The 553-nt window shown below is 58.0% G+C and carries 1 rRNA gene; it reads right to left on the bottom strand.

Features of this window, described 5'->3' with window-relative positions:
- Positions 1–553, bottom strand: a 23S ribosomal RNA gene (locus tag ABD366_RS43355); the annotation flags it as partial.

Raw genomic sequence — 553 nt, 5'->3', positions numbered from 1 at the left:
CTCCACCCGTTACCGGGCTTCCAGATCTGGCCTATCAACCCAGTCGTCTACTGGGAGCCTTAACCCCTCAAAGGGGGTGGGAATACTCATCTCGAAGCAGGCTTCCCGCTTAGATGCTTTCAGCGGTTATCCTTTCCGAACGTAGCCAACCAGCCATGCCCTTGGCAGGACAACTGGCACACCAGAGGTTCGTCCGTCCCGGTCCTCTCGTACTAGGGACAGCCCTTCTCAATATTCCTACGCGCACAGCGGATAGGGACCGAACTGTCTCACGACGTTCTAAACCCAGCTCGCGTACCGCTTTAATGGGCGAACAGCCCAACCCTTGGGACCGACTCCAGCCCCAGGATGCGACGAGCCGACATCGAGGTGCCAAACCATCCCGTCGATATGGACTCTTGGGGAAGATCAGCCTGTTATCCCCGGGGTACCTTTTATCCGTTGAGCGACGGCGCTTCCACAAGCCACCGCCGGATCACTAGTCCCGACTTTCGTCCCTGCTCGACCCGTCGGTCTCACAGTCAAGCTCCCTTGTGCACTTACACTCAACACC

This window comes from Streptomyces kunmingensis, from assembly GCF_039533535.1.
Classification (GTDB): Bacteria; Actinomycetota; Actinomycetes; order Streptomycetales; family Streptomycetaceae; genus Streptomyces; species Streptomyces kunmingensis.
Note: the sequence above shows the minus strand (reverse complement) of the source record. Positions and strands in the feature narration are given on the sequence as shown.